Origin of the sequence: Streptomyces sp. NPDC058457, from assembly GCF_042720695.1 — a bacterium.
GTDB lineage: Bacteria > Actinomycetota > Actinomycetes > Streptomycetales > Streptomycetaceae > Streptomyces.
In genome coordinates this window covers 281,596-295,902 of record NZ_JBHXLU010000001.1, presented here as the reverse complement: position 1 = coordinate 295,902, position 14,307 = coordinate 281,596, and the positions used below count along the sequence as shown (strand labels likewise).

Below are 14,307 nucleotides of genomic sequence, written 5' to 3'. Positions count from 1 at the left end.
TCCTAGTTGAGGTACTGACAGGTGGAGCGCGGGGTGTAGACGCCGTGCCCGGCGTGTCCGGTGTACTCCCGCTCGGTGATGACGGGTTCGCCGCGCGAGAGGACCGTCTCGACCCGGCCGGTCAGGCGCTTGCCCTCGTACGCCGAGTAGTCGACGTTCATGTGGTGGGTCTCGGCGGAGACGACCTGCTCTGCATGGGGGTCGTAGATGACGACGTCCGCGTCGGCGCCCGGGGTGATGGTGCCCTTCTTCGGATACATGCCGAACATCCGGGCCGGGGTGGCGCAGGCGATCTCGATCCAGCGGCGGCGCGAGATGTGCCCGTCGACCACGGCCTGGTGAAGCAGGTCCATCCGGTTCTCGACGCCGGGCAGGCCGTTGGGGATCTTCGAGAAGTCGCCGCGGCCCAGCTCCTTCTGGCCCACGAAGCAGAAGGGGCAGTGGTCGGTGGAGACGACCTGGAGGTCGTTGGTCCGAAGGCCCTGCCAGAGCTTGGCCTGGTGCTCCTTGGGACGCAGGGGCGTGCTGCACACGTACTTCGAGCCCTCGAAGTCGGGCTCGGCGAGGTTGTCGGTGGAGAGGAAGAGGTACTGGGGGCAGGTCTCGCCGAAGACGGGGAGCCCCTCGTCGCGGGCGCGCGCGAGTTCGGCGACCGCCTCCATCGCCGAGACATGTACGACGTAGAGCGGGGCGCCGGCGACCTGGGCGAGCTTGATGGCGCGGTGGGTGGCCTCGGCTTCGAGCAGCGCCTTGCGGACCTCCCCGTGGTACCGGGGGTCGGTCTCCCCGCGTGCCAGCGCCTGTTCCACGAGCACGTCGATGGCGATGCCGTTCTCGGCGTGCATCATGATCAGGCCGCCGTTCTCGGCGGAGCGCTGCATGGCGCGCAGGATCTGGCCGTCGTCGGAGTAGAAGACGCCGGGGTAGGCCATGAACTGCTTGAAGGAGGTCACTCCCTCCTCGACCAGCAGGTCCATCTCCTTGAGCGTCTCCTGGTTCACGTCGGAGACGATCATGTGGAAGCCGTAGTCGATGGCGCAGTTGCCCTCGGCCTTGGCGTGCCAGGCGTCGAGTCCCTCGCGCAGGCTGTGCCCGACGCTCTGCACGGCGAAGTCGACGATGGTGGTGGTACCGCCCCAGGCGGCGGCCCGGGTGCCGGTCTCGAAGGTGTCGGAGGCGAAGGTGCCGCCGAACGGCAGCTCCATGTGGGTGTGGGCGTCGACGCCGCCCGGGATGACGTACTTGCCGGTGGCGTCGATGGTCTGCTCGGCGGTGAAGGCCTCGGCGGCGGGGGTGCCGGTCGCCGCGAGGGCGGCGATGCGGCCGTCCTCGATCAGGACGTCGGCGTGGATCTCGTCGGACGCGGTGATGACGAGTCCGCCACGGATTACTGTCCGGCCGGTCATGGGGTCCTCTCCTTCGTGGTCACGTGCGGGTCCGACGTGGCTGGTCGCGCCCACGCGGCGGCAGCCGCATATTCAGCACAGCCCCGCGCCCCTTTGGGGCGCGTTCTACGGCGCCGTAAGCGGGCCGTACGCGTCCGGGCGGCGGTCCCGGAAGAACTGCCAGCGGTCGCGGACCTCGCGGAGCTTGGCCAGGTCCAGGTCGCGGACGACCAGTTCGGTCTCCTTGTCGGAGGCCACCTCGCCGACGAACTGGCCCTCCGGGTCCACGAAGTAGGAGGTCCCGTAGAAGTCGTTGTCGCCCAGGTCCTCCACGCCGACCCGGTTGATCGCGCCGACGAAGTACTCGTTGGCGACGGCCGCCGCCGGCTGCTCCAACTGCCAGAGGTAGCGGGAGAGTCCGCGCGAGGTGGCCGACGGGTTGAAGACGATCTCGGCACCTGCGAGGCCCAACGCCCGCCAGCCCTCGGGGAAGTGCCGGTCGTAGCAGATGTAGACGCCGATCTTCCCGACGGCCGTCTCGAAGATCGGCCAGCCTACGTTCCCCGGGCGGAAGTAGAACTTCTCCCAGAATCCCGGGACCTGGGGGATGTGGTGCTTGCGGTACTTGCCGAGGTACGAGCCGTCGGCGTCGATCACGGCAGCGGTGTTGTAGAGGACGCCGGGCTGCTCCTCCTCGTACACCGGCAGGATCATGACCAGGCCCAGTTCGCGGGCGAGGGCCTGGAAGCGCTGGACGATCGGACCGTCCGGCACCTGCTCGGCGTACTCGTAGAAGGCCTTGTCCTGGACCTGGCAGAAGTAGGGTCCGTAGAACAGCTCCTGGAAGCACAGGACCTGGGCGCCCTGCGCGGCCGCGTCGCGGGCCGCCTGCTCGTGGACCTGGATCATCGATTCCTTGTCGCCGGTCCAGGCGGTCTGGAAGAGGGCGGCACGAATCACTCGGCTCATCGGGACCTCCGGTCGCTCGGGCGTGTGTCGCTCGATGTGGGAGGAGCCTAGAAAGTCCGAAAGCGGGCTTTGAGTGCCATCGTGTCACGTCTGCGGGCGTCCGGCGTGCCACCGTGTCACGCTGCCGTTGGCCCATGTTTCACCGCCGTTTTCCCAGGTCGTCACAGGTTTCACTGCTGTTGCGCGTCATGCGCGAGAAGTGCGATGTGCACGGAGGCCGCCTGCTCGAAGTCGTCGAGGTCGACGCCGAGCCGGGTCTGTATCGCCTCCAGCCGGCGGTACAGCGCGGGCCGGGAGACGTGGTGGAGCTGGGCGGTGCGGGACTTGTTGCGGCCGGTGGCGAGATAGGTCCGCAGGACGCCGAGCAGGTCCTGGTCGGTGCCGTTCCCGCACAGCAGTCCGTCCAGCTCGCGCTCGGCGAAGGACTGGACGTGCGGGTCGTCCCGCAGCAGCCGGATCAGGCCGCGCAGATGGACGTCCTTGAGGCGTACGACGGCCGGGAGGTCGAGGGCGGCGGTGGTGTCGGCCACCGCGTCGGCGACGTGCTGGGCCTCGCGCAGGCCGACGGGCACGTCGTCCCAGACGGTGCGGGCGCCCGCGGCGGCGACCACTGCCCGGGGCCCCGCCGACTCGTCGTGCAGCCGGGCGGCGAAGTGCGCGGCGAGGGCGTCGGCGTCCTGGTCGCGGGCGAGGCTGAGGAGCACGGCGGTGGTGCGCTCGGTGAGTTCGGCGACGAGTCCGGGCAGGCCCAGCAGGCGCAGGATCCGCTCCAGTTGAGCCGGTTCGGCGTCCCGTACGACGAGCGGGACGAAGGTCCGCCGGTTGACCGGGAGACCGGCAGCCCGGGCCCTGGGCAGCAGTTGGCGTGCCGGTACGACCCCGGAGACCAGGTCGGTCAGCAGGCTCTGCGCGGACTGCTCCTCCCAGGTGTGGGCGGAGCCGCCGCCGAGCATGCGGTGCAGGACGAGGGCCTCTGCTGCGCGGTCGGCGAGCAGCCGGCCGGTGGCGGTGTCGCCGCGGTAGCCGCAGAGCATGATCTGGCCCCAGCGCTCGCCGCGGCCGCCCAGTTCGGCGCGGATCCAGCCGTCGCCGGTGCCGCCACCGGCCTGGCGCGCGATGCGCTCCCAGTCGCGCAGCACGTCGTCCACAGCCGAGCGCTCCCCCGCGGTGGCGAGGACCCGGTGTGCGAGGTTGGTGACGACGACCGGGCAGGCGCTGTGCACGGCGACTTCGTCGAGAAGCCGCTGGAGGGGGGCGCCGGCCGTGATGAGGCCGGTGAGGGCGGTGCGGACCGACTCGGAGAGGCTGACGGCGGCGAACTTCCGCCGGACCAGGCGGGACTGGACCTCCTCGGTCAGCTCGGCGAAGGGGAAGGGGCGGTGCAGGACCACCAGGGGGAGGCCGCAGCGGTCCGCTGCACGGCGCATGGCGTCGGGTGGGGAGGGGAAGGCGCGGCCGAGGCCGAGGACCACGGCCGCGGCCTCGGAGCGGTGCAGGGACTGGATGTACTCGGCCTGTTTGTGTTCGTCGCCGGCGAGCAGGACGCCGGTGGTGAGGACCATCTCTCCGCCGGAGAGCATGACGCCGACGTCGGGGGCCTCGGCGACGTGCACCCAGCGGACCGGGCGGTCGAGGTGACCGGAGCCGGCGACCACCTCGGGGTCGCCGGCCAGGACCCGTTCCAGGGCGAGGATCTGGCGGACCGACAGTATGGGGTCTGTGGTGTTCGGGGGATCCCAGGTGGCGGTCATCTTGCGTGGTCCCTTGGTCGGGTGCGGTGCGATGGGAACTGCGGGCCGGTGGGGGCTGGTCGCGCCCACGCGGCGGTAGCCGCATATCAAATGCAGTCCCGCGCCCCTAAAAGCAGGGGGCTGCACGGCGCCCCTTTAGGGGCGCGGGGAACTGCGCGACCAGCCACGACGGCGCCGCAGTCGACACACGGCAGGTCGCAGCACTTCCGGCGGGTCGCCTAGTAGGCGCTCCGCAACGCCTGTTCCAGGATTGCCGCGCCCTCTTCCGCCTCCGCAACCGTCAAGGACAACGGCGGGGCGATGCGCAGGGCGCTCGTGTTGTGGCCGCCGCCCTTGCCGATCAGGAGGCCGCCCTCGCGGGCCGCTTCCAGAATGGCCGAGGCGGACTTGGGGTCGGCCTCGTCGGTGCCGGGCTTGACCAGTTCGACGCCGATCATGAGGCCGCGGCCCCGGACCTCGCGTACGCCGGGCAGTTGGGCGGCGGCCGCGCGGAGGCGTTCGATGAGAAGGCCGCCGACGCGGCGGGCGTTGCCCTGGAGGTCGTGTTCCAGGAGGTAGGACAGGTTGGCGAGGCCCGCGGCCATGGTGATCTGGGTGCCGCCGAACGTCGAGATGCTGTTGGAGTCCAGGCAGTTCATGATCTCGGCGCGGGCCACCACACCCCCGATGGAGCTGCCGTTGCCGATGCCCTTGGCGAAGGTGAGGATGTCCGGCGGGCCGCTCTGGCCGTGCGCCTGCCAGCCCCAGAAGTGCTCGCCGGTGCGGCCCCAGCCGGTCTGCACCTCGTCGGCGATCCAGAGGATGCCCTGCTCCTGGAGGACCTTGCGGAAGGCCGCGTACAGCCCGTCGGGCGGGGAGGTGAAGCCGCCGACGCCCTGGATGGGCTCGGCGATCAGCGCGGCCGGGGGGCGGGTGTGGCCGAGGAGGTCACGCAGGTCGTCGACGCAGGCCGCGATGAACTCACGGTCGTCGAGCTCGGCGAACGGGCCGCGGGTGCGGACGCCGCCGTGCACGTACAGCGTCTGGAGCGGGGAGAGGGAGGTCGGGGACCAGCCCTTGTTGCCGGTGATGCCGACCGCGCTGAAGGAGCGGCCGTGGTAGCTGTTGCGCATCGCCAGGACGGTGTTGGTGCGCCGGTAGGTCGTCGCCAGCAGCAGCGCCGTGTCGTTGGCCTCGGTGCCGGAGGTGGTGAAGAAGACCCGGGCGTCCGGGATGCCGCTCAACTGGGCGATACGCTCGGCGAGTTCGACCATCGGGCGGTTGAGGTAGAGCGTGGAGGAGTGGATGATCCGGCCGGCCTGCTCGCTCACCGCCTTCGTGACCTCGGGAAGCGCGTGCGCGGTCATCGTGGTGAGGATGCCGCCGAAGAAGTCGAGGTAGCGGTTGCCGTTCGCGTCCCAGACGTGCCGTCCCTCGCCGTGGGTGATCTCCAGGGGCTCGTCGTAGTAGAGGGCCAGCCAGTCCGGCAGGACCTGGCGGTGGCGGGCGAAGAGGTCGTTCACGGCTGTACCAGCCCTTCGTAGGCGTCGGGACGGCGGTCGCGGTAGAAGGCCCACTGTTGCCGCACCTCGTCGATCAGGTCGAAGTCGAGGTCGCGGACGACGAGTTCCTCGCCCTTGTCGCTCGCGACCTCCCCCACGAACTGCCCACGTGGATCGACGAAATAGCTCGTCCCGTAGAAATCGTTGTCCCCGTACTCCTCCTGGCCCACCCGGTTGATGGCGGCGACGAAGTACTCGTTGGCGACGGCGGCGGCCGGTTGCTCCAGCTGCCAGAGGTAGGCCGACAGGCCACGCGAGGTGGCCGACGGGTTGTAGACCAACTGGGCGCCGTTGAGGCCGAGTTGCCGCCAGCCCTCCGGGAAGTGGCGGTCGTAGCAGATGTATACGCCGACCCTGCCGACGGCGGTGTCGAAGACCGGCCAGCCGGCGTTCCCGGGCTTGAAGTAGTACTTCTCCCAGAAGCCCTTGACCTGCGGGATGTGGTGCTTGCGGTACTTGCCGAGAACGGTGCCGTCGGCGTCGATCACGGCGGCGGTGTTGTAGTAGAAGCCGGACTGCTCGACCTCGAAGACCGGGACGACGATCACCATGCCGGTCTCGCGTGCGAGTTCCTGCATACGGCGGGTGGTGGGGCCGTCCGGGACCGGCTCGGCCCAGCGGTAATGCTCGGGTTCCTGGACCTGGCAGAAGTAGGGGGCGTTGAAGACTTCCTGAAATCCGATGATCTTCGCGCCTTGGCGGGCCGCCTCGCGGGCGTACACCTCGTGTTTCGCCACCATGGACTCGGTGTCGCCGGTCCAGGTGGCCTGGACCAGAGCGGCGCGTACGACGTTGGCCATGAGCTGCTCCTTCGGCGGGTCGTCAGAGGCCTCTACGCCCGTAGAGGGACGAAAGTAGGCCTCCTTGGAGTCCTTGCCAAGACCATCGTCGTTAAGCCGCCGAGTCGATCACGTTTCCTACCCTGGTGGAGGAGTGCGGGGGCTCCGGCACGGCGGGTCGGGCCTCAGGAGGCGAGGCCGGCCACCCGCAGTGCGTGCAGCAGGTCCCAGTGGCGCTGGTCCGAGACCGACTGCGCCGAACGGAGCAGCAGGGGCACCATGCGCTGGGGATCCGGTTCCGCGCTGTGGGCCGCCTCCTCCGGGGTGCGGACCTGGACGTAGGTGTCCAGCAGGGCCCGGGCCTCGCGGTGGCGGCCCTCCGTGTCCAGGGCGAGGACGGCCTCACCGATCTCCGTGGCGGGGCGGGCGACGCCCTGGCGCAGGATCTGCCGGCCGTCGTCGGTCCGGCCCGCGGCGGTCAGGGCGTCGGCGGCCGCGACCAGCCGGGCGGGCGGCAGTGAGGCCGCCTCCCACAGCAGCGTGGCCCAGTCGGCGCCGAGCCCGGACCGCTGGAGGGCGTCCGCGAGCAGCGGGAACCGGGCGGCGGCCCAGTGCGCGGCCTCGGCCAGGAGCGCGTGCGCCTCCCCGGTGCGACCCTCCGCCCGCAGCTGCACGAGCCGCTCCACGGCGGCCGCCACGGCCCGCCCCGCTTCCTCGTCGGGCTGGGCCGTCGGCGGCTCCGGCCGCACCGGCGCCTCGGTGGCCCCGGCGAACCGGGCACCGCGCGGGGTTCGGCGGTCGGTGCCGGCCGCGGGCGCGGACGCGGACGCCTGCGGCGTCTGCGGTACGACGGTGGGCGCGGCCTCGTCCTCGGCCATGCCGGCGAACCGGGCACTGCCCCGGCGCCGCTTGCGCTGCTTGGCCGGGACCGGGTCGGGATCCGGGACCGGGGCAGGGGCAGGGGTGGGGGCCGGCTCGGGAGCCGCGGCCGGGATCCATGCCGTCGCGCCCTCGTCGGGCGTGGTGCCGTTCGGGCGGCCGGGTGCGGAGGGCCCTGCCGTCGCCGGGGTCTCCGCCGCCGGTCCGCCGGCGCGGAACAGCGCCCCGTCGCCCCCGCGCTGCGTCGTCCGTGCGCTCCGCAGTCGTCCGGCGAGTTCGGCCCGGTGCTCCAGCCTGCCGATCCGGGCCCGGAGTTCGGCGCACCGGGCGGTCGCCCGTTCGTGGTCGTCGCGGGCCCAGGCGAGGTCGACGCTCAGGGCCTCGGCCTCCTCACGGGACTGCGCGGAGTCGAGGGCGCGGCCGAGCTGGGCCAGCCGTTCGGCGGTGTACCGCTGTTCTCGGAGCATGCCGTCGAGGCGGCCGCTCAGGTCCTCGGCGGCGCCCGGCCGGGAGTCGTAGGCGGTGAGTGCGTCGGCGTGCAGCGGCCGGGCCTGCTCGGCCTCGCGGGCGGCGGCCTGGGGGCCGTAGACGGTCGCGACGTCCTGGAGCAGCGCCTCCACGACGTCCCAGGGCGGCACCTCGCGCCCGCCGAGGCAGGCCTGCATACCGTCGGGGTCACGCTGCCAGAAGACGGCGCACCAGCCGCCGCCCTGGTCCAGGCGCGCCAGCAGGGCGTTCAGGTAGTTCGCGAACTCCCGCACCCGGCCGGGGAGTTGATCCACAGTCATCGCTCGACTCCCGCCAGACCGGAACACTCCGGCTCCGTAGGCAACACCAGTTGTGTTACGGGGTTGCTACGGGGAGTTTTCAGCGGACGCGCAGAGTCCTCATTGCCCGATCTTGACCGATGGGCGTCATACGACGACCAGGGCGCAGCGTTCCACCAGGTCGTCCATCGACAGGCCCAGCGCGCGGGCCAGCGCGGCGACGGTGAAGAAGGCGGGGGTCGGCGCCCGCCCGGTCTCGATCTTGCGGAGGGTCTCGGCCGAGATACCCGCCGCGGCGGCCACCTCGGTCATGCTCCGGCCGCCGCGCGCCTCGCGCAGCAACCGCCCGAGCCGCTCGCCGCGTTCGCGTTCTTCCGGGGTGAGAGGGGTACGTACCATGCCGTCATTCTAACCCGGTCGAGAAAGCCGGTATATTAATTGGCATGGTGGAACTGAAGACAGACACATCGATCGATGCCATGTACGCGGCGGGCCAGGTCGTCGGGCGGGCCCTGACGGCCGTACGGGAGGCCGCCGGCATCGGCGTCTCCCTCCTCGAACTGGACGAGGTGGCGCGGGAGGTGCTGCGCGAGGCCGGGGCCGCCTCCCCCTTCCTCGGCTACCGGCCCTCGTTCGCACCCACCCCGTTCCCCGCCGTGATCTGCGCGTCCGTGAACGACGCGATCGTGCACGGCATCCCGACCGGGTACCGGCTGCGGGACGGAGATCTGGTCTCCATCGACTGCGGCGCCGAACTGGACGGCTGGGCCGGTGACTCGGCGATCAGCTTCACGGTCGGCGAGCCGCGCGCGGCGGACGTACGGCTGATCGAGACGGCGGAGCGGGCGCTGGCGGCGGGCATCGCGGCGGCTGTGGTCGGCAACCGCACCGGCGACATCGCGCACGCGGTCGGGCGGGTGTGCCGGGAGGCCGGCTACGGCATCCCGCAGGGCTTCGGCGGGCACGGCATCGGCCGCCGGATGCACGAGGACCCGGAGGTGCCGAACGAGGGCCGCCCCGGGCGCGGCTTCCCGCTCCGACACGGCATGGCCCTCGCGATCGAACCCATGCTGATCGGCAGCGGCCGGGACGGCTACCACGAGGCTCCCGACGGCTGGACCCTGCGCACGAACGACGGCTCCCGGGCCGCCCACGTGGAGCACTCGGTGGCGATCACGGAGGCGGGACCGCGGGTTCTCACAGCCAGGAACTCAAAGAACTGACACAGGTTTTTCCTGAGCATTTCTTATCGCAATATGCGGTCCGGCGTCGCACAAATGAATTCTCCAGAACGCTGAACAACGGCGGCACTCCCCCCGTATACATATCCGTGACGGGCGGAGAAACAGCCGCCCAATCAGCGAAGGAGTTCTCATGGAAAACGTGCGCATGCGAGTTCCGTTCCCCCGGCCCACGCGACGGCAGCCGGTGCCCCCGCCGCCTCCGCCCCAGGGTCGGCGGCGGCCCCGGCCGAATACCAACGGCCGCTGATCACATGACATGACGCTGCCCGTGGTGCGGACCGGAAAAGGTGGGCCCGCCTTCGCCGGTCCGCACCACGAGAAAGACATGAATTGCCGCGTTATTGCGTTGTCGCGTCCGGTTCCGTTCCGGCGGTGAATTCTTTCCGGCCGGGTGGGCGGCCGCGGTCCGCGAAATACGCGGCCCACTGTCGGCCCGCCGGCCGAACGGCTGGACGTGCCCCCCTCCGGCGGGCGTGCGAAGGTGGTGTGACCGGGCCCTGCAGGGGCACCCGCGTGGACCGGCACGTCGACCAGCGAGCGCGTCCCCCAAGGCGCCGGGACGCCGGAACGGAACGAACGCTCATGAACAGCGGCTACCCCGGACCGGGCGACTACGGACAGGATCCCTTCGGGGAGTTCCTCGCGCGCTTCTTCGGTGGCGGCGGAGCCCGCCAGGGTCCCCGGCAGATCGACATCGGCAGGCTGTTGAGCCAGCCGGCCAGGGAGCTGGTCAAGGGCGCCGCCCAGTACGCCGCCGAGCACGGCAGCCGGGACCTCGACACCGAGCACCTGCTGCGCGCGGCGCTCACGGCGGAGCCCACCCGCTCCCTGCTGAGCAGGTCCGGCGCCGATCCCGACTCGCTGGCGACGGAGATCGACGGCCGCGCGGGCCCGGTCCAGCACCCGCCCGGCGAAGCGCCCCCGCCGACCTCGCTGTCCCTCACCCCGGCCGTGAAGCGGGCCCTGCTGGACGCGCACGACCTGGCCCGGGCCGGCGGGGCCGGATACATCGGTCCCGAGCATGTGCTGGGCGCGCTCGCGGCCAACCCGGACTCGGCCGCCGGGCACATCCTGAACGCCGCCCGGTTCGCCGCCGCCGGCCTGCCGCCGGACACCACGGAGGCCGACCGCTCGCTCGCCGGACCGGACACCCGGCGCCGTACGAGCAGCACGCCTACCCTCGACAAGTACGGCCGCGATCTGACCGAGCTGGCCGGGGAGGGCCGCATCGACCCGGTGATCGGCCGCGACGACGAGATCGAGCAGACCATCGAAGTGCTCTCCCGGCGCGGCAAGAACAACCCCGTACTGATCGGTGACGCCGGTGTCGGCAAGACGGCGATCGTGGAGGGCCTGGCCCAGCGGATCGCCGACGGGGACGTGCCGGACGGGCTGGCCGGGCGCCGGGTGGTCGCCCTCGACCTGCCCGGTGTGGTCGCGGGCACCCGCTTCCGGGGCGACTTCGAGGAACGGCTCAACAACATCGTGGGCGAGATCCGCTCGCACTCCGACCAGCTGGTCGTCTTCATCGACGAGCTGCACACCGTCGTCGGCGCCGGGGGCGGCGGCGAGGGCGGCGCCATGGACGCGGCCAACATCCTCAAGCCCGCGCTGGCCCGGGGCGAATTGCACGTCGTGGGCGCGACCACCCTTGAGGAGTTCCGCAAGATCGAGAAGGACGCGGCCCTGGCCCGCCGCTTCCAGCCGATCCTGGTGCCCGAGCCGACGGTCCCCGACACCATCGAGATCCTGCGCGGCCTGCGGGACCGCTACGAGGCCCACCACCAGGTCCGCTACACGGACGAGGCCCTGGTAGCCGCCGTCGAGCTCTCCGACCGCTACCTCACCGACCGCAGGCTGCCGGACAAGGCGATCGACCTGATCGACCAGGCCGGCGCCCGGGTCCGCCTCGGCGCCCGCACCAAGGGCAGCGACGTACGGGCGATGGAACGCGAGATCGAGCGGCTCACGTGCGACAAGGACCAGGCGGTCGCCGACGAGCAGTACGAACGCGCCACCCAGCTACGCGACCGCATCGGCGAGTTGAAGACCCGCACCACCGAACTCTCCGGCGAGGACGAGGTGGACGAGGGGATGAACCTGGAGGTGACGGCCGAGGCGATCGCCGAGGTGGTCTCGCGCCAGACCGGCATCCCGGTCAGCAGCCTCACCCAGGAGGAGAAGGAACGGCTGCTCGGTCTGGAGGCGCATCTGCACCAGCGGGTCATCGGCCAGAACGAGGCGGTCGCCGCCGTCGCCGAGGCCGTGCTCCGCTCCCGCGCCGGGCTCGCCAGCCCCCAGCGCCCGATCGGCAGCTTCCTCTTCCTCGGCCCGACCGGCGTCGGCAAGACCGAACTGGCCCGCGCGCTCGCCGAGGCCCTGTTCGGCAGCGAGGACCGGATGGTCCGCCTGGACATGAGCGAGTACCAGGAGCGGCACACCGTCTCCCGCCTGGTGGGCGCCCCGCCCGGCTACGTCGGCCACGAGGAGGCGGGCCAGCTCACCGAGGTCGTCCGCCGCCACCCGTACTCCCTCCTCCTCCTGGACGAGGTGGAGAAGGCCCATCCCGATGTCTTCAACATCCTGCTCCAGGTCCTGGACGACGGCCGCCTGACCGACTCCCAGGGCCGCACGGTGGACTTCACCAACACGGTCATCGTGATGACGAGCAACCTGGGCTCGGACGCGATCACCAGGCGCGGCGCCGGCATCGGCTTCGGCCCCGGCGGCGAGGAGGCGACGGAGGAGGCCCGCCGCGAACGCGTCCTGCGCCCGCTCCGGGACCACTTCCGCCCGGAGTTCCTCAACCGCATCGACGAGATCGTCGTCTTCCGCCAGCTCACCGGCGAGCAGCTGCACCAGATCACCGAACTCCTGCTGGAACACACCCGCCGCATGCTCCACGCCCAGGGCGTCACGGCCCACTTCACGGACGCGGCGGTCAACTGGCTCGCGGAACACGGCTACCAGCCGGAGTACGGTGCCCGGCCACTGCGGCGGACCATCCAACGGGAAGTGGACAACCAGCTCTCGCGGCTGCTCCTGGACGGCACGGTCGCGGAGGGCAGTGAAGTGACGGTGGATGCAACGAGCGGCCGCTTGGAGTTCCGGACGGACAACTAGCCCAGGGGCGCGGGGAACTGCGCGACCAGCCCCCACGCACCCGCACCCTGCGAACTACGGAGCCGGATCCACCACCTGCGCGGACCCCCCACCCCGCCGCACAGTCTCAGCCGCCGCCAGCCACTTCCCACCCGGCAACCGCTGCACACCGGTAGCCGCCCCGATCTCGGGATTCAACGAGAACGAGTGCCCGATGGCCTCCAACTTCCCCCGCAGATCGGCGTCGTTGTACAGCGCCGGTTCCAACTCGGTCTTCGCCGCGTTCCGCTGCGACGCCCGAGGCGCGGCGATCGCGTCCACCAGCGGCAGATGCCGGTCCAGGAACTCGGTCAGCACCTGGAGCACGGTGGTGATGATGGTCGCCCCACCGGGCGAACCCACGGCCACCACCGGCTTGTCGGCCTTGTCCAGCACGATCGTCGGCGAGATGGAGGACCGCGGCCGCTTCCCGGGCCCGGGCAGGTTCGGGTCGTGCACCGCGGGGTTCGCCGGGGTGAACGAGAAGTCGGTCAGCTCGTTGTTGAGCAGGAACCCGCGCCCCGGCACGGTGATCGCACTGCCGCCGGTCTGCTCGATGGTCAGCGTGTAGGAGACGACGTTCCCCCACTTGTCGGCGACCGTGAGGTGCGTCGTGTTCTCCCCCTCGTACGTGGTCGGCGCCGCCGTACCCGTCGACCCGGGGTTGTTCGGGTCGCCCGGCGCGACCGGGCTGGTCAGCACCGCGTCGTCGCTGATCAGCTTCGCCCGCTCGTCGGCGTACCGCTGCGACAGCAGCCCCTTCGTCGGCACGTCCTCGAACGCGGGGTCGCCGACCCAGCGCCCGCGGTCGGCGAACGAGATCCGGCTCGCCTCGATGTAGTGGTGCAGGTACTGCACCTCGCTGGCCTTGGAGAGGTCGGTGTTCTCAAGGATGTTGAGGGCCTCCCCGACCGTCGTCCCGCCGGACGACGACGGCGCGATCGAGTACACCTTCAGCCCGCGGTACCCGGTCTCGGTGGGCGCCTGCAGCTTGGCCCGGTAGGCGGCCAGATCCTTCGCAGACAGCTTGCCCGACCGTGCCTTCCAGCCCGAAGCGGGGTCCACCGGCGGGTTGTCGACCGTCGACACGATGTCCTTGCCGAGGTCGCCCTGGTAGACGTCCGCGACCCCCTTCTTCCCCAGCTCCTTGTAAGTCCGGGCGAGTTCCGGGTTCTTGAAGGTGGAGCCCACCACCGGCAGCTGGCCGCCCGGCAGGAAGAGCTTCGCCGTGTCGGGGAAGTACCGGAACCGTGTCTCGTTCGCGGCGGTCTGCGTCCGGAAGGTGTCGTCGACGACGAACCCGTTGCCGGCGATCCGCTCGGCCGGTTTCAGCACCGTGGAAAGCCGCTCGCTCCCCCACTGGTTCAGCGCCGTCTGCCAGGTGGCCGGCGTCCCCGGCGTCCCGACGCTCAGTCCGCTGCTCACGGCGTCGGCGAAGGCGAGCGGCTTGCCGTTCTCCACGAACAGGTTGGAGTCGGCGGTCAGCGGCGCGGTCTCGCGGCCGTCGATCGTGTGCACGGTACGGGACTTGGCGTCGTAGTAGACGAAGTAGCCGCCGCCTCCGATGCCGGAGGAGTAGGGCTCGGTGACACCGAGCGCGGCGGCGGTCGCGACGGCCGCGTCGACCGCGTTGCCGCCCTTGCGGAGCACCTCGATACCGGCGGCGGTGGCGTCCGCGTCGACGCTGGCGACGGCACCGCCGTAGCCGACGGCCACCGGGGTTTTCGCGACGGTGGCACCGCCGGGGGCGGGAGGCGCTGCCGCCCCCACCGACACCACCGCGGCCGAGACCGCCAGGACGGTCAGTTTCCGCGCGACAGGGCGACGCATCCGCACCTCCAGTTCCGGAAC

The 14,307-nt window shown here is 71.3% G+C and carries 10 protein-coding genes; 2 read left to right on the top strand and 8 right to left on the bottom strand.

The features are described from left to right. Nucleotides 1-2 precede the first annotated feature (2 nt). The 7 genes from hydA to ACFWPS_RS01320 all read right to left on the bottom strand — a co-directional run bounded on the left by hydA (nt 3) and on the right by ACFWPS_RS01320 (nt 8,470). Nucleotides 3-1,406 (bottom strand): dihydropyrimidinase, encoded by a 1,404-nt coding sequence (hydA, locus tag ACFWPS_RS01350; RefSeq protein WP_383699565.1) that lies wholly within the window; start codon nt 1,404-1,406, stop codon nt 3-5. 105 nt (nt 1,407-1,511) lie between these two features. Next, a complete protein-coding gene (locus ACFWPS_RS01345) occupies nt 1,512-2,354 on the bottom strand; it encodes a nitrilase-related carbon-nitrogen hydrolase (protein WP_383699563.1) in 843 nt (280 codons plus the stop codon). A gap of 170 nt (nt 2,355-2,524) precedes the next feature. Further along, nucleotides 2,525-4,105 (bottom strand): PucR family transcriptional regulator, encoded by a 1,581-nt coding sequence (locus tag ACFWPS_RS01340; protein ID WP_383699561.1) that lies wholly within the window; start codon nt 4,103-4,105, stop codon nt 2,525-2,527. 218 nt (nt 4,106-4,323) lie between these two features. Further along, nucleotides 4,324-5,607 (bottom strand): aspartate aminotransferase family protein, encoded by a 1,284-nt coding sequence (locus ACFWPS_RS01335; RefSeq protein WP_383699559.1) that lies wholly within the window; start codon nt 5,605-5,607, stop codon nt 4,324-4,326. Next, nucleotides 5,604-6,446, bottom strand: coding sequence for a nitrilase-related carbon-nitrogen hydrolase (locus ACFWPS_RS01330; protein ID WP_383699557.1), 843 nt, complete (start codon nt 6,444-6,446; stop codon nt 5,604-5,606). The genes ACFWPS_RS01335 and ACFWPS_RS01330 overlap by 4 nt, the downstream gene beginning before the upstream one ends. Before the next feature lie 164 nt (nt 6,447-6,610). Beyond that, a complete protein-coding gene (locus tag ACFWPS_RS01325; RefSeq protein WP_383699555.1) occupies nt 6,611-8,092 on the bottom strand; it encodes a hypothetical protein in 1,482 nt (493 codons plus the stop codon). Between the two features lie 126 nt (nt 8,093-8,218). Then, a complete protein-coding gene (locus tag ACFWPS_RS01320) occupies nt 8,219-8,470 on the bottom strand; it encodes a helix-turn-helix transcriptional regulator (RefSeq protein ID WP_351707725.1) in 252 nt (83 codons plus the stop codon). A 44-nt stretch (nt 8,471-8,514) separates the two neighbouring features. On the opposite strand from ACFWPS_RS01320, the gene map reads away from it, so the two are divergent. Next, complete coding sequence (gene map / locus ACFWPS_RS01315) at nt 8,515-9,294, top strand: type I methionyl aminopeptidase (RefSeq protein WP_383699553.1); 780 nt, start codon at nt 8,515-8,517, stop codon at nt 9,292-9,294. Between the two features lie 603 nt (nt 9,295-9,897). After that, complete coding sequence (locus ACFWPS_RS01310; protein ID WP_383699551.1) at nt 9,898-12,438, top strand: ATP-dependent Clp protease ATP-binding subunit; 2,541 nt, start codon at nt 9,898-9,900, stop codon at nt 12,436-12,438. 54 nt (nt 12,439-12,492) lie between these two features. Here ACFWPS_RS01310 and ggt read toward each other — a convergent pair whose 3' ends face one another. Further along, entirely contained in the window at nt 12,493-14,286 is a 1,794-nt protein-coding gene (gene ggt / locus ACFWPS_RS01305) for a gamma-glutamyltransferase (RefSeq protein ID WP_383699549.1), read from the bottom strand. Nucleotides 14,287-14,307: the final 21 nt, after the last annotated feature.